At 40.8% G+C, this 20,666-nt stretch carries 17 protein-coding genes and 1 pseudogene; 13 read left to right on the top strand and 5 right to left on the bottom strand.

What is annotated here, in order from left to right; translation table 11 throughout:
• Positions 1–53 precede the first annotated feature (53 nt).
• The 6 genes and pseudogenes from QZ488_RS06020 (at position 54) to QZ488_RS05995 (ending at position 8,482) form a co-directional block, all read left to right on the top strand.
• A complete protein-coding gene (locus QZ488_RS06020; RefSeq protein WP_293746914.1) occupies positions 54–431 on the top strand; it encodes a BlaI/MecI/CopY family transcriptional regulator in 378 nt (125 codons plus the stop codon).
• Positions 424–1,659: a M56 family metallopeptidase gene (locus QZ488_RS06015; RefSeq protein ID WP_293746913.1), complete on the top strand. Its 1,236-nt coding sequence runs from the start codon at positions 424–426 to the stop codon at positions 1,657–1,659. The genes QZ488_RS06020 and QZ488_RS06015 overlap by 8 nt, the downstream gene beginning before the upstream one ends.
• 22 nt (positions 1,660–1,681) lie before the next feature.
• Positions 1,682–2,365, top strand: a complete 684-nt coding sequence (locus QZ488_RS06010; RefSeq protein WP_293746912.1) for a hypothetical protein — start codon at positions 1,682–1,684, stop codon at positions 2,363–2,365.
• Positions 2,366–2,586: 221 nt separating this feature from the next.
• Complete coding sequence (locus QZ488_RS06005) at positions 2,587–3,993, top strand: efflux transporter outer membrane subunit (protein ID WP_293746911.1); 1,407 nt, start codon at positions 2,587–2,589, stop codon at positions 3,991–3,993.
• Entirely contained in the window at positions 3,986–5,299 is a 1,314-nt protein-coding gene (locus QZ488_RS06000) for an efflux RND transporter periplasmic adaptor subunit (protein ID WP_293746910.1), read from the top strand. Before QZ488_RS06005 ends, QZ488_RS06000 begins: the two co-directional genes overlap by 8 nt.
• 49 nt (positions 5,300–5,348) lie before the next feature.
• Positions 5,349–8,482, top strand: a pseudogene (locus QZ488_RS05995) (efflux RND transporter permease subunit).
• A gap of 103 nt (positions 8,483–8,585) precedes the next feature.
• On the opposite strand, the gene QZ488_RS05990 reads toward QZ488_RS05995, so the two are convergent.
• Positions 8,586–10,613 carry an NADPH-dependent 2,4-dienoyl-CoA reductase gene (locus QZ488_RS05990; protein WP_293746909.1) on the bottom strand — a complete coding sequence of 676 codons (2,028 nt, stop codon included), beginning with the start codon at positions 10,611–10,613 and terminating at the stop codon, positions 8,586–8,588.
• A 159-nt stretch (positions 10,614–10,772) separates the two neighbouring features.
• On the opposite strand from QZ488_RS05990, the gene sppA reads away from it, so the two are divergent.
• Both sppA and QZ488_RS05980 read left to right on the top strand, forming a co-directional pair.
• Positions 10,773–12,632 carry a signal peptide peptidase SppA gene (sppA, locus tag QZ488_RS05985; protein WP_293746908.1) on the top strand — a complete coding sequence of 620 codons (1,860 nt, stop codon included), beginning with the start codon at positions 10,773–10,775 and terminating at the stop codon, positions 12,630–12,632.
• Between the two features lie 139 nt (positions 12,633–12,771).
• Positions 12,772–13,179, top strand: a complete 408-nt coding sequence (locus tag QZ488_RS05980) for a hypothetical protein (protein WP_293746907.1) — start codon at positions 12,772–12,774, stop codon at positions 13,177–13,179.
• A 24-nt stretch (positions 13,180–13,203) separates the two neighbouring features.
• Here QZ488_RS05980 and QZ488_RS05975 read toward each other — a convergent pair whose 3' ends face one another.
• A complete protein-coding gene (locus tag QZ488_RS05975) occupies positions 13,204–13,695 on the bottom strand; it encodes an acyl-CoA thioesterase (RefSeq protein ID WP_293746906.1) in 492 nt (163 codons plus the stop codon).
• Between the two features lie 85 nt (positions 13,696–13,780).
• Here QZ488_RS05975 and QZ488_RS05970 point away from each other — a divergent pair, with 85 nt between their 5' ends.
• Entirely contained in the window at positions 13,781–14,272 is a 492-nt protein-coding gene (locus QZ488_RS05970; RefSeq protein WP_293746904.1) for a SprT family zinc-dependent metalloprotease, read from the top strand.
• Positions 14,273–14,279: 7 nt separating this feature from the next.
• Here QZ488_RS05970 and QZ488_RS05965 read toward each other — a convergent pair whose 3' ends face one another.
• The gene (locus QZ488_RS05965; protein ID WP_293746902.1) at positions 14,280–14,633 is read right to left on the bottom strand and encodes a PQQ-binding-like beta-propeller repeat protein; all 354 of its coding nucleotides are present in this window, start codon (positions 14,631–14,633) and stop codon (positions 14,280–14,282) included.
• A 31-nt stretch (positions 14,634–14,664) separates the two neighbouring features.
• Positions 14,665–15,111 carry a terminus macrodomain insulation protein YfbV gene (gene yfbV / locus QZ488_RS05960; RefSeq protein ID WP_293746901.1) on the bottom strand — a complete coding sequence of 149 codons (447 nt, stop codon included), beginning with the start codon at positions 15,109–15,111 and terminating at the stop codon, positions 14,665–14,667.
• Between the two features lie 398 nt (positions 15,112–15,509).
• Here yfbV and trxB point away from each other — a divergent pair, with 398 nt between their 5' ends.
• The 4 genes from trxB (at position 15,510) to infA (ending at position 18,268) form a co-directional block, all read left to right on the top strand.
• Positions 15,510–16,463 (top strand): thioredoxin-disulfide reductase, encoded by a 954-nt coding sequence (gene trxB, locus QZ488_RS05955; RefSeq protein ID WP_293746900.1) that lies wholly within the window; start codon positions 15,510–15,512, stop codon positions 16,461–16,463.
• An 80-nt stretch (positions 16,464–16,543) separates the two neighbouring features.
• Positions 16,544–17,257 carry a leucyl/phenylalanyl-tRNA--protein transferase gene (gene aat / locus QZ488_RS05950; protein WP_293746898.1) on the top strand — a complete coding sequence of 238 codons (714 nt, stop codon included), beginning with the start codon at positions 16,544–16,546 and terminating at the stop codon, positions 17,255–17,257.
• Positions 17,258–17,266: 9 nt separating this feature from the next.
• On the top strand, positions 17,267–17,965 hold the full coding sequence (locus tag QZ488_RS05945) for an arginyltransferase (RefSeq protein ID WP_293746950.1): 699 nt from the start codon (positions 17,267–17,269) through the stop codon (positions 17,963–17,965).
• 84 nt (positions 17,966–18,049) lie between these two features.
• Positions 18,050–18,268, top strand: a complete 219-nt coding sequence (infA, locus tag QZ488_RS05940; protein WP_007618153.1) for a translation initiation factor IF-1 — start codon at positions 18,050–18,052, stop codon at positions 18,266–18,268.
• 121 nt (positions 18,269–18,389) lie between these two features.
• On the opposite strand, the gene clpA is transcribed toward infA, so the two are convergent.
• A complete protein-coding gene (gene clpA / locus QZ488_RS05935) occupies positions 18,390–20,666 on the bottom strand; it encodes an ATP-dependent Clp protease ATP-binding subunit ClpA (RefSeq protein WP_293746897.1) in 2,277 nt (758 codons plus the stop codon).

Below are 20,666 nucleotides of genomic sequence, written 5' to 3'. Positions count from 1 at the left end.
ACAGCCAAGACTACAAATGTAATCAACAAAACACCTTACTTAAGACATAAACTATGACAACAGACATCACTAAAACAGAATATGAAGTGCTAGATGCATTATGGGAACACTACCCCGCCTCAGCCAATGACATTATCCAGCGTTTAAACCAAAACAAACAATGGCATGACAAAACGGTTAAAACCTTACTGAGTAGATTAGTCAAAAAACAGGTTATCGATTTTGATAAACAACAACGTAGTTACCTGTATTTTCCACTAGTTGAACGCAGCACCTATACCCAAAAAGAAAGTAAAAGTTTAGTCAGCCGTTTGTTTGGAGGAAAAGTAGCGCCATTGGTTGCGGGTTTTGCAAATTCAGATTCATTGTCCAAAGAAGATGTGGCTGAACTTAAGTCTCTAATCAAAAAATGGGAGCAAGATAATGACTAACTGGTTAATGGAACAACAACTTGTTATCAGTTTATTACTGTTAACCTTAATTACTCTAGAAGCAAAGGCGATGAAAAGCTTAGGAGCCAACGTAATATATGCCCTTTGGCTTCTGGTCCCGTTATTATTGATTACCAACAACCTGCCGCAAGATGTCATTAGAGTAGATGACAAATCTATCTACCGTTATATTGTGGAAATAGGCGGTAAATCAAACACAGTCCATATTAGTTTTAACTGGGCTTTGGTATGGCTTTCAGGTTGTCTAGGTATATTGGCTCTTGGCGCTTTTGCACAGTGGAAGATTTATCGCTTAGCCCATTTCGAATCTAACAGCATTAAGCTTAATGTTGCTTTACCCAAGTCCTTAAAAGTAGTTAGCAACAAACAACTCTCCAGCCCAATATTGAGCGGAATTTTAAAACCTACATTGCTTGTTCCCGTTGGTTTCCAAAGTCAGTTTAGCGCTCGTCAACAACACTTAATGATACGCCACGAATTAGTGCATTTTCACCGTGGTGATAACCTTTACAACCTGCTTGCTTTAATATTTTTGGCGGTATTTTGGTTCAACCCTTTATCTTGGATGGCTTACCGTGCTTTTAGGCGTAGCCAAGAAATCGCTTGCGACGCTGCTGTACTAAAACAGTCGACTACCGAAGATCAAATCAACTACAGCAAAGCACTAGTGCAATGCGCAGAACGTTCACTTCACAGCTTTTCTATTTATTCACCCTATGGAGAAAAACACACCATGTTTAAACGTATCAAAAACATTCAAAACCCAGCTAAAATAAAACCTGCATTGATAGGGCTTACAATCGCCCTAAGCAGCACCCTAGTAGCTGGCGTTGCTTTAGCTAATTTAGCTGAAACTGCACACTCAGTAGACAAATCATCAATGGCTGCACCAGTAATTAGAATTGAACCAAAATACCCCATTGAAGCGGCACGAAATAATCAAGAGGGAGCAGTAATATTACAGTTTGATATTGCCAAAGATGGCTCAACCGACAATATTCAAGTGATCGAATCATTTCCTCAGCAAGTGTTCGATAAAGTATCAATTGCCGCCCTAAAACAATGGACCTACAAACCTAGAATTCAAGGAGGCCAAGCACAAAGACAAACAGGTTTAACGGTACAATTAGATTATAGAATGAATCCACCTCATTCGGCACAGACTGCAAAAACCTCTACTCTAGAAAAAATCAAAGTCCAACATTAAGTAAATTAAGGCCCCGCGTATTTTGAAATACTTGATACTCGTGGCCTTGTTTCTTAGCGGATGCAGCCAAACCACAGTCCATCTTTATTCCCGTTATTTATCAGATGCACAAATTAAAGAAATAAATAAGGAATTAGTTGAGGCTGATTTCACCGTTAAGGTTAACCAGTTAACATTCCCTGCGTCCATTACGCAATCATCATTAACCTATTCACCAATTATTAACGACCGAAACGCAGTAAACAAAGTCATCAATGCAATGAGTAATATTGCTTGGGACATACACCATACCAGTATGTTATTTACTGATAACCATTGGTACAAAGAAGATTCAATTGCTTTAATGCTGGTGCCGTCAGGGGTTGAACCGCAGGCACAAACACATCAACAAGACTGGGCGAATGTGTATACAAGTCAAAATTGTGAGCTGGATTTAACCATTCACCTTAAACAAAAAGGGCAATATAAGATTTTAAATGCCCAAAATTTACCGATCAATCATGACTACGCGACAGGTAAATGGAACATCAGTGTTTTCCCCTATCTAGAACTTCGAGCCAAAAACTCTGATTGGGGTTTCTTCTTTGAATTATCAAACAAAGTGAAAACCGACCAAATAGGTGAGGTGCATCTATCAGAGTTAACCCCAATGAATAATTACCTTGTTTTGGCGGGTTGTACATTTGTGCATGGAATACGTTTATAAAATCATGCATTTCTGCTCCATTTATAAGATACCTCTCTTTACATTGGCTCGGTTTGACAATCAAAAAAGTATTCTTCAGTTAAAAACAGTCAATAAATTACGACGACCCACCAAAAAAACAGGTTGAACGAAAGCGAGTGTAAAAGTTTCGTAAAGCGCAATTTTAGGGATATACAATCATTTATTCTGTAGGTCTATTTTTCTAATGGTTTAAATATTCAGTGAAGTTAACTCCATCATTATTCGTTGTGGTTTGGCTTAGTGGGTGTGTTAAAACTAGCCAAGTGGACAACGAAATCCGCAATGCTGGCGTGCCGCAAAACTGGCAAGTCAGTGAAAAAACAATGCCGGCTACTGACAACTGGTTTGCGCAATTTAGCCAGCCTAAGTTAAGTCGCTTAGTTAATGAAGCGCTAGACAACAACCAATCCCTTCGCCAGAAAGCCTACGACGTAAAAATATTAGAACAAAAACTCGTGCAAGCGGACGCAAACTTTTGGCCAGATCTTGACCTTGGCCTGAACACAGGTAGATCCAAGTCAATAAGTGGTAGCGTCAGCAATAGCAGCTCAATCGAACTCGAGGCAAGTTATGAGCTCGATATTTGGGGCAAACTCTCAGCCGCTCAACAACAAGCGAATTTAGACTATTTTGCAGCCAAAGCTCAATACCAACAAGATAAACAAACACTAGTAGCAAACGTGGTGAGCAGTTGGTTTGATTGGATTGCGGCAAAACAGCTTACTAATTTATTTGAACAAAGAGTGAATAATGCAAAACAAAACTTAGACATTATAGAGTCAGGTTATCAACAAGGTCTAAACGCTGCTTTAGATGTTTATTTATCACGGAATGAACTTAACAGCGAATTATCAAACTATGCAGAGCAGCAAGATAAACACTTACAATCGGTTAGAAACATAGAACGTTTGTTAGGCCGTTATCCGGATGCAAGTTTAACCTCAACACAACTGACATTACCTTTGCTTACTACTGATATTCCATTAGGCATGCCGTTAGATATTATTAGTAGAAAACCAGAATTGTTAGCCAGTTGGTATCAAGTATTAGCCAAAGATGCGGGGGTGGCATTTGCTCATAAACAGCGCTTCCCTAGCATAAACTTACGAGCGTCTATCTCTAATAATGCAGATGAGTTAACAAACCTATTATCAGGTTCATCTCTCGCATGGTCATTGTTAGGGGGGTTAACGGCGCCATTGTTTCGAGCTGGAGACCTAAAAGCCAATGAAGAAATTGCTCGCTTGCAACTAAAGCAACAAGAGCAAATTTACCTCGATACTTTATACAATGCATTTTCTAATGTGGAAAATGCCATCACCGCAGAAAGCAGTTTAAAAAAGCGTTATCAATCTACGTTAGCCGCCCAACAAAACGCAGAAGCGGCCGAAACTTTAGCTTTTGAACAATATCAACGGGGACTGGTTACTTATACAACGGTGCTTGAAGCGCAGGGGCGTTCTTTCAACGCTCAAAGCGCATTGATCCAAATTAAAAATCAGTTACTTGCCAATCGTATTAATTTACACCTTGCCTTAGGTGGTGATTTTTCTAACGACAAAAATATACAAGATAACAAACAAGAGGATGTGTTACCCAATGAGTAAGGTCAAAAAGTGGCTAATTCCACTGGCTATATTAGCCATTACACTAATTGCTTCCAAAGTTATCCTTAATAACCCACCAGAAAGTAGTCGCGGTGGCCCATCAAGTGCGTCACAACTAACGGTTGAAGTACAACAACTAAAACCGCAGCGTTTTACCGTAGTGGTCGACACCTTTGGTACCGTACAACCCAAAACCCAAAGTGCTTTAGTGGCACAAGTATCTGGGCAAATTAACTATGTGAGTCCTCAATTTAGAAACGGAGGATTTTTTAGCAAAGGCGACGTATTACTTAAACTTGACCAACGAGATTATGTTGCGGGTGTGAAAATTGCGGAATCAGATTTACTCTCAGCTGAACAAACATTGTTAGAAGAACAAGCGAATGCAACACAAGCGGCAAATGACTGGAAAAGATTAGGAAATGGTCAAGCACCTAGCGACCTGGTGTTACGTAAACCTCAGTTAGCAGCCGCTCAAGCAAGATTGTTATCAGCAGAAGCGAGCCTCACTCGCGCCAATCTTGCATTAGAACGCACCGAAATAACGGCACCTTATGACGGCAGAATACTCAAACAATTAGTCGACTTTGGTCAAGTATTGGCAGCGAATAGTCAAACGGCGGAAATTTATTCAACTGATTCAGTGGAAATTCGCTTACCTATTAATAACAGTGATATTGATTTGGTCAATTTTCCAGAAGAATTTCGTACCAATAATAGTTTACAGCCGCTTATCGAGGCGCGTTTCACCTCTAGTTTAAGCAAAAGCCAAACATGGCTTGGCAACATCATTCGAACTGAAGGGGCGATTAGCAGCGACTCACAACAACTCTATATTGTGGCGAAAATTGAAGACCCTTATAACCCACAGTTACATCCTGGTGCTTCCATAAAAATAGGCCAATATGTTACCGCTGAAGTGCAAGGTAAAACCTTGGATGATGCAATAGTGATTAACAATAGTACGATTTATCAAGGTAGTTACGTTTATATAGTTGTGGATGGATTGTTAAAAAGAAGGGATATCAATATTCGCTGGCAGAATAGTCAAAATAGCATCATAGACAACGGCCTCAATGCAGGTGAATTATTAGTTACCACACCGTTAGGGCAAGTCAGCTCTGGCACCCGCGTCAGTATTGCTGGCGAAAACAGACCGCAAAATCAGCGTCAACGGTCACCAGAGCGAGATGCCAAGTTACAACAAATGGCCAAGAAAATGGGCCTGACCGTGGACGAGTTACGTGCCAAGCGAAAAGCTGACAGAGCCGGTTCTACTGCTGCTAACGTGGAAAATAACGAATAATAATGACTCATTTCAATCCTACCTCATCTATTAAGACTGGAGAACTGACATGATTGCTTGGTTTGCCCGAAATCACGTCGCAGCAAATTTGCTGATGATAACAATATTATTTGCAGGTTTTTATAGCCTAGCCAGTCGTATTCCTTTAGAAGTGTTTCCATCATTCGAAACAGACCGTATCAATGTTTCTGTAACCTTACGCGGCGCGACTCCTGAAGACACCGAGTTAGGCGTGGCAATTCTAATTGAAGAAGCAGTACAAGATCTTGAAGGCATAGAACAAATTACCAGTGTGTCATCTGAAGGCTCAGCTAGTGTGAGTATTGAAGTGGACTCTGATTACGATGCCAGAGAAATGTTGGCAGATATTAAGTCTAGAGTGGATGCGATCAACACCTTCCCCGGCGATGCAGAAAACCCTGTTGTGTCTCTAGCGCAGCGTAAACGTGAAGTGATTGCTGTTTCCATAGCGGGCATTTACGGTGAAAAAGAAATCAACGAATTTGCCGAACAAGTGCGTGATGATTTATTACGGATCCCTGGCATCACTCAAGTTGAATTAGCTGGCGTACGTAACTATGAAATAGCCTTAGAGATCCCGCAAGATAGATTACGTCAATATGGTTTAACCTTGGCACAAGTGTCTGCAGCGGTGGCTAACTCAAGTAGCGATATTTCTGCCGGTAACATTAAAACCGATGGTGGCGATGTGTTAATCCGTTCTAAAGGCCAAGCCTATCGTAAAGATGAATTCGCCGACATCCCAATTAAAACCAACAGCGACGGGTCTATCTTACGCTTAAAAGACATTGCAGATATCCAAGATGGTTTTGAAGAAACTCCCATACGTACTCGCTTCAACGGTAAACAAGCAGCCTTTATTGATGTTTATAGAATAGGCCAACAAAGTGCGGTTGAAGTAGCGGATAAAGTGAAGCAATACATAGAAGACAAACAAGCTCTGCTGCCAGAAGGTTACGAATTAAGTTATTGGGATGATGACTCACAAATCGTTAAAAACCGTATCGCCACCTTAGGTGGCAGCGCGCTGCAAGGTGGCATATTAGTGCTACTGTTACTCACGTTATTTTTACGCCCTGCCATTGCATTTTGGGTATTTATTGGCATCCCAGTGTCTTTTATGGGGGCATTCTTAGCAATGCCATTTTTTGGTGTATCTCTGAATATTATGAGTTTATTTGGTTTTATATTGGTACTCGGCATAGTGGTCGACGATGCCATAGTCACCGGGGAAAACATCTATACCCATCTGCGAACGGCGGAGTCAGGTGAAGAAGCAGCAATTAAAGGCACACAAGAAGTAGCAACACCTGTCACCTTTGGAATTTTAACCACTATTGCCGCCTTTATACCTTTTGCATTTATTGAAGGAAATCGCGGTGCGCTGTTCTCACAAATTCCGGTAGTTGTTATTCCGGTATTATTGTTTTCGTTGATTGAATCAAAATTTGTTTTACCTTCTCACCTTAAACGCATCAAACTGCGTAATGCTAAGTCAGACAAAGGTAACCGTTTCGAACAATGGCAGGAACGTTTCGCAGATGGATTTGAGCGTGCGATATTACGTTATTATCAGCCACTTTTGGCTTTCAGCTTACGCCACAAATTCGCTACGCTCGCCGTATTTATCGGTACATTCTCGATTATAATGGCTCTATTGGTGAGCGGTTGGACCAAGTTTATCTTTTTCCCTCGTGTACCCAGTGAAACCGTTAGAGCCAGTTTAACTATGAGCACCGGCACCACTTTTGAGGTGACGAATAAATACATTATTGAAATGGCTGAACAGGCTGAAGTATTACGAGAAAAATACACTGACGAGGAAAGTGGCGAAAGTGTGATCATTAACATTTTAGCCTCTACTGGGGGAAGAGGAGGCGCGTCAAACTCTGGTTCAGTGCGCTTTGAGATCATTCCACCTGAACAAAGAGAGTCAACCATCACGTCGCGAGAATTAGTCAGTGAATGGCGGGCCTTAATCGGTCCAATACCCGGCGCAGAAAGTGTTACTTATCGCGCTGAGATTGGTCGTTCATCTGATCCTATAGACATACAGCTCAGTGGCAATTCACAAAGTACATTGCAAGAAATTGCCGATAAAATAAAACAACGCCTAACCACCTACCCCACTGTTTTCGAAATTGCAGACAGTTTGTCAGACGGTAAAGAAGAATTACAGATTGAACTGACCAACCAAGGTAAAGCATTAGGCTTAACCCGAGTCAGTATCTCAAACCAAGTGCGTAATGCATTTTTTGGTAGCCAAGTACAACGCATTCAACGGGGACGAGACGATGTAAGAGTTATGGTGCGATTGCCCATTGATGAAAGGCGTTCGTTATCTGATTTACAAAATATCTTGATAGCCACACCATCTGGCGGTGCGGTGCCGTGCCCTTGTCCCACATTGCCACATTAAAACCAGGAAAAAGCCCATCGAGAATTAGGCGTATTGATAGATTCCGAACCGTTAACGTGACCGCTGATGTGGAAAAAAACAAAACCAACATGACAGTGCTACAAGCTGATTTAAATCAATATGTGCAAGAAATTGTCAACCAATATCCGGGAGTCACCTTTAAAATGGAAGGCGAAGCTCGTGAGCAAAGAGAATCTTTCTCATCTCTCGGAATAGGCTTATTAATGGTGTTTTTTGCGATTTATGGACTGTTGGCTATCCCCTTTAAAGATTACGTGCAACCTATTATTGTAATGAGTGTTATTCCATTTAGCATGATTGGAGCGGTGATGGGTCATTGGTTAATGGGCATGGAACTCACCATCATGAGTATCTTGGGTATGTTGGCATTAGTCGGTGTGGTGGTGAATGATTCTTTAGTACTAGTGGATTTCATCAACAAAAAACGCCTAGAAGGGGTCACATTAATGGAAGCGGTAATCATCGCAGGCGCATCTCGTTTCAGGCCAATAATGCTTACTAGCCTGACTACGTTTATTGGGCTAACGCCGCTATTATTTGAAAAATCGACTCAGGCACAGTTCTTAATCCCTATGGCAGTATCACTGGGTTTTGGGATCTTATTTGCTACCTTTATTACGCTTATTCTGGTGCCAATCAACTGCATGTTAGTTGAAAAACTAAAAGGTAATTCAGCAGATAGCCGCCAAGTAACCCACTTACCTGAGGTACAACCTATCTGAGTTTGTGAAACAAAACACAAAGCAAAAAAAAAGGAGTGCCTAAGCACTCCTTTTTATTTCTGTATTGGCCAATAAGAGACACAAATACCTGTTTAGAAGTTGTTTAGATAACAGCGGCCAACTCTGCGCCCTGCCTGATGGCCCGTTTTGCATCGAGTTCACTCGCTACATCTGCACCACCAATTAAATGTGTTTTGATGCTTTTATCCTCTAAACCTTGTTGCAAGGCTCTCAGAGGCTCTTGACCAGCACATAAAATAATATTATCCACATCCAATATTTGTGGTTTATCGTTTATTTCAATATGTAGACCTAGGTCATCCACCTTCAAATAATTCACTCCGCCCATCATTTGTACCTGTTTCCTTTGCAGAGCAGCACGATGTATCCAACCAGTGGTTTTACCTAAACCTTTGCCAACTTTACTGGTTTTGCGTTGTAGTAAAAATATCTGTCTGGTTGGCGGTGAATCTTTTGCTTGTGTTAATGCGCCAGCTTGCGCATATGTTTTATCAATGCCCCAATTTTCAAGCCACTTATCTGGCTCGGTAGTCAATGAATGTTCTTCAACTAAAAACTCAGCTACATCAAAACCAATTCCCCCCGCCCCTATAATCGCTACCTTTTTACCGACCGCTTTGTTGTCTCTAAGCACATCAAGATAATTCATGACTTTAGCATGCTGTATGCCTTCAATATTGACATCTCTTGGTTTGATCCCTGTAGCAAGTACTACTTGTTCAAACTCTGCATCTGCTAACGACTCAGCACTTTGCTCGCTGTCTAAATGTAGGTGCACACCGGTCACTTCTAATCTCTTATTGAAATATCGCAAGGTTTCGAAAAATTCTTCTTTTCCGGGTATACGTTTAGCGTAGTTAAACTGGCCGCCAATTTCGCTGCTTTTTTCGAACAAGTGCACTTCATGCCCTCGTTCAGATGCATAACAACTAAAAGCTAGACCAGCCGGCCCTGCGCCGACCACAGCCAATTTTTTCTTGTGTGTGGTTAAGGGAAAATTGAGTTCGGTTTCATAACCGGCTCGGGGGTTAACTAAACAAGTAGCCCGCTTGCGGGCAAACCCATGATCCAAACAGGCTTGGTTACAAGCAATACAGGTATTGATTTCGTCACCACGGCCTTGCTGTGCTTTGCGTACAAAGTTTTCATCGGCCAAAAATGGCCTAGCCATAGAGACCATATCAGCTTGGCCACTGGCCAGTATTTTTTCCGCAATTTCGGGGGTATTGATCCTATTGGTCGCGATCAGCGGCACACTGACCTCACTTTTCATACGTTCGGTTATCCAAGTAAATGCGCCTCTTGGTACCATAGTTCCAATGGTCGGTACGCGAGCTTCATGCCAGCCAATGCCGGTATTGATTAATGTGGCACCACAGCTCTCAATTAACTTTGCAAGGGCAACTACTTCATCCCAATTGCTGCCACCTTCTACTAGGTCCAACATAGACAAACGAAATATAATGATAAAGTCAGTGCCAACTTTTTGCCTAACCGCATTGACGATTTCAACCGCAATCCGCGAGCGATTTTCAAAACTCCCACCCCATTCGTCATCTCGTTGATTAGTCCGAGGGCATAAAAACTGATTAATAAAATAACCCTCTGACCCCATAATTTCTACACCATCATATCCAGCCTGCTTGGCCATAGCGGCGCAATTAGCGTAATCATTAATGGTGCTAACAATGCCTCTTTTTGAAATTGCTTTAGGTTTAAAAGGATTAATAGGTGATTTAATGGCCGACGGTGCAACCACAAAAGGATGGTAGCCATAACGACCAGAGTGTAATATTTGTAGGCAAATTTTACCTTGGTGTTGATGCACAGCTTCGGTAATGACTTGATGTTCTTTAGCGTGTTTTTTATTGCTCATTCGGGCTGCAAAGGGCAATAACCACCCTTGTCGATTAGGACTCACACCACCAGTAACAATCAGCCCTACCCCTCCAGCGGCACGTTCTGCATAAAATGCGGCTAATTTCTCTAGGCCATGTTTTTCTTCTTCCAAACCAAGGTGCATAGAGCCCATTAACACGCGGTTAGGCAACTCAGTAAAACCAAGATTAAGGGGGGCAAATATATGAGGATAATGGGTGTTTGTTGTCATATCTAAAATGGCCTAATGTTTTGCTGGACTTGAGCAAGTCTATCGCAAATTATTTACTACGAAATGTAAAAGTTACAAAGAATTACATTTGAGAATGTTCACCACGTACTTTTTTCGATAGGATGCCGTATTATTTTGTAACTAGTGTGTATACCTATTATGTCTTCAGGAAACAGTTGGACTAAGTCGTTGTTTGTCGGTTTATGGACCACCCTTAATTTTAGTCGAAAGTTATTTTTAAACATCATTTTCATCGTTATCTTTATTGCCTTTATCTCGGTATTTTTAAAAGATGATAATAAAATTACAGTACCAACTGGTTCAGCGTTAGTGCTGAAATTAAGCGGTAACTTGGTTATAGAGAAGGAAGCTGTCGACCCCTTCACAGAATTTATGGAAGAAGCCTTTGAGCAAGAAGACGATAATCCAGAAATCTTATTGCAAGACGTTTTACTGACAATAGAAAACGCCAAACAAGATCGCAGAATAAAAGCCTTAGTTTTAGACTTGCATGGATTAGGCAGTGCTGGTTTAGATAAGTTAGAACAAATTGCTGTGGCATTGGAAGGCTTTAAAGAAAGCGAAAAACCGATTTATGCGATTGGCGATTACTATAGCCAAAACCAATATTATTTAGCCAGTCGTGCTGATCACCTCTACCTCAACCCTATGGGTTTTATGATGTTTGAAGGTTATGGTCGTTTTGGAATGTATTTCAAATCCGCTATCGAAAAACTAAAAGCAGAAACTCACGTATTCAAAGTAGGTACCTATAAATCAGCAGTAGAACCCTACATTCGTGACGACATGTCAGACGCCGCAAAAGAGGCAAACAAAGCTTGGTTAACGGCTATGTGGACACAATACAAAACCAGTGTGGCTAATGCGCGTGGATTGAATGCCACTGAGTTTGACGAAGAGTTAGACGTATTCCTAGAGAAATTCGAACAAGTTGGTGGAGACTTTGCAAAATACGCATTGGATTTTGGTTGGGTAGATGCGCTTAAAACCCGCGAACAAGCTCTACAAGAAATTATTGCTGTAGTAGGTAAAAACGATAGTGGCATGGGATTTAATTCCATCAGTTATAAAAGTTACTTAAAGGTAATCAAACCTGTAGTACCGAATATGTCTAACAACCTAGATAAGGTCGCTATAGTCGTAGCCAAAGGCACTATTTTAAACGGTACCAAAAAACCAGGCCAAATCGGCGGCGACAGTACTGCTAAGTTACTTCGCAAAGCTAGATACGACGATAGCGTTAAGTCAGTCGTATTGTATGTTGACTCACCTGGTGGCAGTGCCTTTGCTTCAGAAATTATTCGTCAAGAAGTTGAAAACTTACAAGCTGTCGGCAAACCAGTTGTGGCTGTAATGAGTACCTATGCGGCATCTGGTGGATATTGGATTTCTGCCGGCGCAGACAAAATACTAGCGGCACCTAGTACTATCACAGGTTCAATTGGTATATTTGGCATGTTCTTGACCTTTGAAAACACCTTGGATTATTTAGGTGTGCATTCAGACGGCGTCGGTACAACCGAATTTGCTGGTATGGGCATCACTAAAACCCTTAACCCTAAAGTCGCCGCTATTATGCAAAGAGGTATCGAACACGGTTACGACCAATTCATCTCATTAGTGGCTGATAAGCGTGAAATGAGTAAAGAACAAGTAGACCAAATTGCCCAAGGACGTGTGTGGATTGGAGATACAGCCCTAGAGTTAGGTTTAGTAGATGAACTAGGTTATTTAGAAGACGGGGTGAAAGCTGCTGCTGAATTAGCTAATTTAGAAACCTACGATACTCAATACATCCAAAGAAGCATGTCTAAAAGTGAGCTGTTCTGGAAAGAGTTGTTCCAAAGCGTTTCTGTGTCATTTGATGGCGCTTTCGAAATGGAAAAATCCAGTACTATCTTAAGCCTTGTTAAAGAATTAACAGCTGACATTGAAGCTGTAGCTAAACTGAATGACCCTAAAGGTGTTTATGCATACTGCTTAGCTTGCGAATTATAGTCATAGATATTTATTCATTGCTAAGAAACGTTGCGCAAGATTAATAAAATACTTTAATTTACTACAAATGAGATTTTGCTAGAAAGCTTAAAAAGGACGTTGGGTTTTCTAGTAAAAATTAAATAATCGAGGAATGTTAATGAAGCATTGGTCTAAACCCGTTATTCTCAGCGTTGCTCTATTGTTAAATAGCTGTACAACATTATTAGGTGTAACTGGAGCTAATGATGGAAGGATAGTAGAGGAAAAATGGGTAGAATATGATGTCACTCACCCAGGTTTGTCTATTACCATTATCGAAGCTTATTCATCAGACTTAATGCATATATCGACAGTCGGTAAAAGCTCACCTTCCCCATTAAGACATACTGTTATTTTTGGTACAAATTCGAATCCGCATAAACTGGAAATCATAGGTAAATACCAAAAAGACTTATACCTAGATGGACAACATTATGGTTCAATTTGGTCTGGAAGTATTACCATTAAAGAGGGTATATTAAGCATAGATAATAAGCTTGTATCGCCAAAGAAACCCTCAGCATAACGGTAGTAAGAAACTACAAATTAACTACTCATCTTCACTCAAAGCCACTAATAACTCCTTATCTAAACTTTGCGCTGACTCCTTAGCCTGAATAGCATATTTTTCTAACGCAAAATCTAACTTTGATTGAGGCAACCAAGTGGGTACTTCGACCGGGTAGCCTGCTTCATCACTGGCCACAAAAACTATAATACAGTGTCCAGTTTCAACCATTTTACTTTGTTTTGGATCACCCGCCACAATCCGAATATAAATATGCATGCTTGTTTTACCGGTATACACAATTTGCGCAGTCAAGGTAACCATCTGGCCTACTAAAATCGGTCGAATAAATCGAATACCACCAATAGATACCGTCACGCAATAATGTGCACTCCATTGAGCGGCACAGGCATAACCGGCCTGATCCATCCATTTCATCACAATACCACCATGTACTTTACCGCCAAAATTAACATCGGTAGGCTCGGCTAAAAAACGAAAGTCTAATGAACGGCGTTGCTGTTGGTCTTGCATTGATAGTCTCAAAAGGATTGGCTTTAACTAATTATTGGTTAAAATGACCCCATTGTCAGTAACTCATCTTATATGCAGAGCTTTTTTGTCATTTAATCCCCAACAATTAGTCATTCAAAAAGTTGAACAATGTATTGTTCATGCCTCTGCATACTTTGGCAGAAATTTTGTATTACCCAAAATAAGCTTTAATCAAAGGGGCAAAATTGCGGGTTGTGCTCGGTTACAAATTAATGAGTTACGTTTTAATCCTGTACTGCTGTGTGACAATGTGGACGCATTTATAGAGGAAGTTGTGCCCCATGAAGTATGTCATTTATTAGCTTATACACTTTTTGGAAAAGTTCGCCCTCACGGCAAAGAATGGCAGGGTTTAATGCTTGAATTATTTGAGTTAAAAGGACAAACCTATCATCAGATGGATGTCAGCAAAGTAAAAGGTAAAAGCTTCAAGTATCAATGTGAATGTGGGCCAATAGAATTAAGTATAAGAAGACACAATAAAGTGGTTAGGGGAGTACAAACTTATATTTGTAGAAAATGTAAAAGCCCCCTAAGAACCGAGCTATGCCTTTGACTTTTGGCTAGTCGCCACTTCCTGAGGAACCTGAGCTTGTTGTGGCTACTATTGTGCTTGACGCTGCAGCTTGTTGAGAAGCGACTTGGTTGGAAATTGCGGCTGCCGAGCTTTGACTTTCACTGGCAATGATACATGCACCAAAACCGTAACCACTTAAACCGTTTTCCCACATGATTTCACCAGTTCCGGCGTTTAAGCAAAACAAGTGCCCGCCAGAATAAGCAAAAACCTGATTTTCTTCATAATAGACATTCGTCACGCTACTAGATGACTTTAACTTAGTCGACCAAAGAATATCGCCTGTTGCTTTGTCTAAACAAACGGCTTTACCTTGTATTCCAATAAAAAGCCTTTGCATACACCTTACTCCCTGTTTATGCGTGTAGGGTTTAAAACCAACGTTTAGTAAATGCTTTATCTAATTCATCAAATGCTGTTTTTAATAATCTCGCCAACTCATTATACTTAGGTTGTTGTTTCGCAGACCTAAGGTCACAACCTTGCATTTGCATTTTATGGTGAATGTCTAAATACCAACTTTTTAAGGCAGGTGGCAAATTTTGATTTGAACGATGTCCTAACCACATTAAACCTTGCATAGGTAGAGATAAAAAGAACGCACCAATAGCTAATGCTTGAGGCAATCGTTCAATTCCTTGCAAATTAATTAATGCAGCAACGGTTAAAACAGCCAGAGCAGGCATCACTTTTATCGAAAAATTGGTTGCTGAAATAACCCGGCACTCAGGAAACATGCCATACAACTGTTGTTGCATAGGCCAAGTCTGCATATACTGCTGACCGTCTTTCACCATTGCTGTGATAGTTTGTGCCAACTTGGGTACTCCATAATAAAGCTCGAGTCTATTCTAGCGGCTAAGTCACACATTAGCTAACACCCTAAAGTTATATAAAATCAACAATCGATACCCAAAGATTTCTCATGACGTTATTATGTTGGTCTGTTCCTGACAAAAAATAGCGGTTAAAGCCAACAATATTTGTTTTGCCCAATCCGAATACCAGTAATCAAATGAACAGAGTTCGTGAATCCCAATGCTATCTTCAACAGCATTGGGGATAAGTTACAGGGAACGGGGAAATACGTTGATTAAATTTAGTTACCCTTTACATGTTGAAAGTGCCAGACATGCCCACATGTCTAGCCAGCATAAGACTAATGAAATTTGGGTCATCGAAGATGGCGCTTAAAATAGAATATTTGGAGAGTCAAATGTCTGAAGCAAGACACGTAAAACTACTAATCTTGGGCTCTGGTCCAGCTGGTTACGCCGCTGCTGTGTACGCTGCACGTGCAAACCTCAACCCTGTATTGTTGACCGGTATTCAGCAAGGTGGGCAGTTAACCACTACCACTGAAGTAGAAAACTGGCCTGGCGATCCTGAAGGATTAACCGGTCCTGCTTTAATGGATCGTATGCAAAAGCATGCCGAAAAGTTTGATACTGAAATTATTTTTGACCATATCAATAAAACTGATTTATCAAAGCGACCTTTCACATTAACTGGCGACCAAGGTACTTATACTTGTGACTCCTTGATTATCTGTACTGGTGCCTCAGCTAAATATCTTGGTATGGAATCAGAAACTGCCTTTATGGGTAAAGGTGTATCAGCCTGTGCAACCTGTGACGGGTTCTTCTATCGCAATCAAAAGGTTGCCGTTGTAGGCGGCGGTAATACAGCCGTTGAAGAAGCTCTGTATTTATCGAATATTGCCTCTGAAGTGCATGTTATTCATAGACGTGACTCATTCCGTAGTGAAAAAATACTCGCTGACCGTTTAATGGAAAAAGCTAAAAATGGTAATGTTACTTTGCATCTAGACCGTCAATTAGACGAAGTTTTAGGTGATCAGATGGGCGTGACCGGTATTCGCATCAAACACACAGACTCCGACGCAACAGAAGATTTAGATTTGATGGGGGTATTTATTGCAATAGGCCACCAGCCCAATACTGGCATCTTTGAAGGTGAGTTAGAGATGAAAGACGGCTATATCAAAGTGCAAAGTGGCACTGAAGGTAATGCCACCCAAACCAGCGTTGAGGGTGTTTTCGCCGCAGGTGATGTAAGCGATCATATTTATCGTCAAGCGATTACCTCAGCCGGAACAGGCTGTATGGCAGCATTGGATGCTGAGAAATTCTTAGACGCTCAAGAGTAATAAATTAATAACCTACAAAGGCCTCGACTTGAGGCCTTTTTTTATTCACTCTTTATATAACAATCAACAACGATATTCTCATGCTGACGCTGACTAAGCTCGACCAACAACTAATATTCCCCCCCGTAGACATGGCTCATACCGATCCTAATGGCTTGTTGGCATTTGGAGGAGACTTATGTGCCGAACGTTTGTTATTGGCTTATTCATCTGGAATATTTCCATGGTTCAGCCAAGATGAACCTATTATGTGGTGGTCGCCAAATCCACGAGGCATATTGCCGTTAGATAGCTTCAACTGCAGTAAAAGCCTGAAAAAATTCGCCCGTAACTGCGACTATCGCTTCACCATCAATACCGCCTTTGACCAAGTCATTGACATTTGTGCCAGCATCCCCAGAAACGATTCTGGTACGTGGATAACGGATGACATGATTAACGCCTATAAAAACCTGCACCAGCTTGGGCATGCTCACTCTGTCGAAGTGTGGAGCGAAAATAGTTTAGTGGGTGGACTATACGGCGTAGCAGTGGGCAAAGTATTTTGCGGGGAGTCTATGTTCCACAAAGCAACCAACGCATCTAAATTAGCCATGCTGTCTTTAGTTGAACTACTTAAATCACAAGGGGCCGAATTTATCGACTGTCAGATGCAAAACCCTCATCTCGCCAGTTTAGGCTGTATTGAAATATCAAGAACGAGGTTTTTAAGTATGTTATCTCAGCAAAGCCAGCAATCACTTGATAAAGCCGTTTGGCAGCCACAAATACTTAACTTGCATAAGTACATATAACCTATGGGCATGAAATTCGGCATTACCCCCCCTTTTACTTGTAGCTATTTACCAGAGCAAGACGAACAGTTATTGGTTTTCATCAGTGATACTCAACCTACTTTACTTGAGTACGATTTATTAATTGGTGCCGGATTCAGGCGCAGCGGTACTCAAATCTATCGACCTCACTGCGGCTCGTGTAACGCTTGTGAGTCAATTCGTTTACCAGTTGACCTATTTGTACCATCTAAGAGTCAAAAGCGCATAATGAAGCGCAACCAAGACCTAACAATACGTATTAGTCACGATGACAAACCAGAATATTATCCGCTGTATGAATCCTACATCAATCAACGTCATGACGATGGCAGTATGTACCCGGCAACGTTAGAACAGTATCAAGGGTTTATATTAAGCCCTTGGAACAACGCATTATTTATTGAAATACTCGAAAATGAGCAGCTTATTGGTGTTGCCGTCACCGACAACCTTGTAGCGTCGTTGTCTGCTTTATATACTTTTTTTAAACCTAAAGAACAACAACGTTCGTTAGGCACCTTTGCTATTTTGCAACAAATTGAACTTGCCAAGTCGCTAAATAAACCATTCCTGTATTTGGGATATCAAATAGATACCTGTCAGAAAATGAGCTATAAACAGAATTTTTTGCCCCATGAGCGCTTTTTTGACGATAAATGGCAACTAATTACAAAAAAAGCAGGGTAAAGCTTTACACTCGCCACCTTATTGGGCAAAATCTGCGCGGCATTTTTAGACACTTATTTTATTGATTAGAGGTAACAGAGTTAGATGGCGAAAGAAGATTGTATTGAAATGGAAGGCACTGTGTTGGATACCCTTCCAAATACTATGTTTCGTGTTGAATTGGAGAATGGTCATGTTGTGACTGCCCATATCTCAGGTAAGATGCGTAAAAACTATATTCGTATTTTAACCGGCGACAAGGTAACAGTAGAACTTACGCCTTATGACCTTTCTAAAGGTCGTATCATCTACCGCGCAAGATAATAAATTATCATTTTACTTTTGGGCTAATCAGGTCAATCCTCTAGCCCAATTCTAGATTGTAAAGATACAAAAAAAACCGATATTGAAAAATATCGGTTTTTTTATATCTGTTTAACGAATATTAAGAATTAAGCGCTGCAGGTTTTTCTTTGCTGTCAGAGAATATCTCGAAACTTAACGCTTCATTTTTCAGCGCTATCTTCACACTTCCGCCTTGAGTCAAACGTCCAAACAATAATTCGTGAGCTAATTCTTTCTTAACATGCTGTTGGATAACACGTGCCATAGGACGTGCGCCCATGTTTTTATCGTACCCCTTATCACCCAGCCAATCACGCGCTTGATTAGAGACTTCTAGTGACACACCTTTATTATCAAGTTGAACTTGTAACTCAACGATAAATTTATCCACCACTTGTAAAATAACGTCTCTATCAAGGTGATTAAACCAAACAGTTGCATCCAATCTATTTCTGAATTCAGGTGTGAATATTTTTTTGATTTCAGACATGGCATCATGACTATGATCTTGCTGTTTAAAACCAATAGATGTACGAATGGTTTCTTGCACACCCGCGTTAGTAGTCATTATTAGCACAACATTTCTAAAGTCTACTTTTCGGCCGTTATTATCCGTTAAGGTGCCGTGATCCATTACTTGTAATAATATGTTGTAGATATCACTGTGAGCTTTTTCTACTTCATCTAACAAAATTACTGAATAAGGATTTTTAATCACCGCGTCGGTTAATAAACCTCCTTGATCGAAGCCCACATAGCCTGGAGGAGCACCAATCAAACGACTTACCGCATGACGTTCCATATATTCAGACATATCAAATCGTAACAACTCAACCCCCATAACTTTGGCAAGCTGAGCGGTGACTTCTGTTTTACCCACACCAGTAGGACCTGCAAACAAGAAGTTACCAATAGGTTTGGTTTCATTACCCAAACCTGAACGAGACAAACGTATAGCATCCGTTAAGGTATCTATGGCTTCGTCTTGACCAAATACCACTAATTTTAAATCACGGTCTAAATGCTTCAGTACTTGTTTGTCAGAAGCCGAAACAGACTTTTCTGGAATACGTGCAATTTTAGAAATGATATGTTCAATGTCACTTACACCAATCGTCTTTTTACGTTTAGAAGCCGGCAACAAACGTTGACTCGCGCCCGCTTCATCTATGACATCGATAGCTTTATCGGGCAAATGACGTTCATTAATATACTTAGCGGATAATTCAGCTGCTGCACGAATAGCTTTATGGGTAAAACGCACGCTATGATGTTCTTCGTAACGAGATTTTAATCCCATCAGAATTTTGGTTGTATCGCCTACAGTCGGCTCAATCACATCTACTTTTTGAAAACGACGGGCTAAGGCGCGATCTTTTTCGAAAATACCTTGGTATTCTTGATAGGTAGTGGATCCCATACAGCGTAATTCTCCACTACTTAATTTTGGTTTAAGCAAGTTAGAAGCATCCATCACTCCCCCCGAAGCTGCACCCGCGCCTATAATAGTATGGATTTCATCAATAAATAAAATCGCGTCTGGACATTCAGCCAACTCTTTCAAAATACCTTTAAGGCGTTTCTCAAAGTCTCCGCGGTATTTAGTACCTGCCAACAACGCACCCATATCCAAAGAATAAACTGTGGCTTGTGAAATCACTTCTGGCACTTCATTGTTGACTATTCGATAAGCTAAACCTTCAGCAATAGCCGTTTTACCTACCCCGGCCTCACCCACCAACAATGGATTATTCTTACGACGACGACATAAAATTTGAATACTGCGCTCTAATTCGCTATCGCGGCCAATAAGCGGATCAATTTTGCCGTCTTTGGCACTTTGGTTGAGGTTAGTGGAATACTTATCCAGCATTGACTCAGCTTCTTCTTGCTCGCTGGTTTCACCATCACTTTCGCTGTGCGTTGGAGATTCATCATCAATTTTAGACACACCGTGAGAAATATAATTCACTACATCTAAACGTGTCACATCAGATTTTTTCAATATATAAACAGCTTGAGACTCTTGCTCACTGAAAATGGCTACCAATACATTGGCACCATTGACTTCTTCTTTGCCCGATGACTGAACGTGAAAAACAGCTCGTTGCAATACACGTTGAAAACCAAGTGTAGGCTGAGTTTCGCGTTCATTACCCTGTTCGTCTAATAACAAAGGAGTAGTATCTTTAACAAAATCAGTCAGTTCTTGTTTAATTGACTCAATATTGGCACCACAGGCCTTCAATGCATCTTTAGCTGCATTATTATCAAGCAAGGCAAGTAAGAGATGCTCTACTGTCATAAATTCATGACGATGCTCTCTGGCAAAAATGAACGCTTCGTTTAGCGTCTGCTCTAAATCTTTATTTAACAT

This window comes from uncultured Paraglaciecola sp. (assembly GCF_913020055.1).
In the GTDB taxonomy this organism is placed as follows: Bacteria; Pseudomonadota; Gammaproteobacteria; order Enterobacterales; family Alteromonadaceae; genus Paraglaciecola.
Note: the sequence above shows the minus strand (reverse complement) of the source record. Positions and strands in the feature narration are given on the sequence as shown.

Excerpts from the sequence above, each read along its gene's own strand:
- QZ488_RS06020 (WP_293746914.1), top strand. The coding sequence starts at position 54 with ATGACAACAGACATCACTAAAACAGAATATGAAGTGCTAGATGCATTA.
- QZ488_RS06015 (WP_293746913.1), top strand. The coding sequence starts at position 424 with ATGACTAACTGGTTAATGGAACAACAACTTGTTATCAGTTTATTACTG.
- QZ488_RS06000 (WP_293746910.1), top strand. The coding sequence starts at position 3,986 with ATGAGTAAGGTCAAAAAGTGGCTAATTCCACTGGCTATATTAGCCATT.
- QZ488_RS05990 (WP_293746909.1), bottom strand. The coding sequence starts at position 10,613 with ATGACAACAAACACCCATTATCCTCATATATTTGCCCCCCTTAATCTT.
- sppA (WP_293746908.1), top strand. The coding sequence starts at position 10,773 with ATGTCTTCAGGAAACAGTTGGACTAAGTCGTTGTTTGTCGGTTTATGG.
- QZ488_RS05980 (WP_293746907.1), top strand. The coding sequence starts at position 12,772 with ATGAAGCATTGGTCTAAACCCGTTATTCTCAGCGTTGCTCTATTGTTA.
- QZ488_RS05975 (WP_293746906.1), bottom strand. The coding sequence starts at position 13,695 with ATGCAAGACCAACAGCAACGCCGTTCATTAGACTTTCGTTTTTTAGCC.
- QZ488_RS05965 (WP_293746902.1), bottom strand. The coding sequence starts at position 14,633 with ATGCAAAGGCTTTTTATTGGAATACAAGGTAAAGCCGTTTGTTTAGAC.
- trxB (WP_293746900.1), top strand. The coding sequence starts at position 15,510 with ATGTCTGAAGCAAGACACGTAAAACTACTAATCTTGGGCTCTGGTCCA.
- aat (WP_293746898.1), top strand. The coding sequence starts at position 16,544 with ATGCTGACGCTGACTAAGCTCGACCAACAACTAATATTCCCCCCCGTA.
- QZ488_RS05945 (WP_293746950.1), top strand. The coding sequence starts at position 17,267 with ATGAAATTCGGCATTACCCCCCCTTTTACTTGTAGCTATTTACCAGAG.
- infA (WP_007618153.1), top strand. The coding sequence starts at position 18,050 with ATGGCGAAAGAAGATTGTATTGAAATGGAAGGCACTGTGTTGGATACC.
- clpA (WP_293746897.1), bottom strand. The coding sequence starts at position 20,666 with ATGTTAAATAAAGATTTAGAGCAGACGCTAAACGAAGCGTTCATTTTT.